This window comes from Leifsonia sp. SIMBA_070 (assembly GCF_046534635.1).
In the GTDB taxonomy this organism is placed as follows: Bacteria; Actinomycetota; Actinomycetes; order Actinomycetales; family Microbacteriaceae; genus Leifsonia.
The window spans coordinates 1-403 of sequence record NZ_JAWRYK010000047.1 but is presented as its reverse complement, the minus strand read 5'-3'; the positions used below and the strand labels follow the sequence as shown (position 1 = coordinate 403).

General features: G+C 63.5%; 1 protein-coding gene. It reads right to left on the bottom strand.

Annotation, left to right across the window (positions count from 1 at the left end; all coding sequences use genetic code 11):
- The coding region (locus tag SB754_RS19335) for a hypothetical protein (RefSeq protein WP_410784031.1) at nucleotides 1-322 on the bottom strand (322 nt) is incomplete at its 3' end.
- Between the last annotated feature and the right edge of the window lie 81 nt (nucleotides 323-403).

Below are 403 nucleotides of genomic sequence, written 5' to 3'. Positions count from 1 at the left end.
CGAAGCGTTCAATGCCGATTACGGTCTTGCACTGGCCGATCTTGCCGACCGGTTCGAGCAAGGGGTAGCGCGCGAGCACGAGCGATCGGCGGAGCGGATCCGGAAGGCTGACGACGAAATTGGACAGGTCCGCGGTGAACTGGGGATGGTTCTCGACGAATTGAGACATGCTCGTGGCGAACTGGGGCAAGTCCTCGGCGAGCTTGGGCGAGTACGCGACGAACTGGGGCAAGTCCGAGGCGATCTCGGGCAAGTCCAGGAAGCAATCGGGGCGGTCCATGGCGAGCAGGGCGTCGTTCTGGACGAACTGGGGCGTGTCCATGACGAAGCGCAACACACGGCCGAGACGTTGCAGGCGGTCTATGCGAGCACGTCGTGGCGCATTACTGCCCCGATGCGCAGC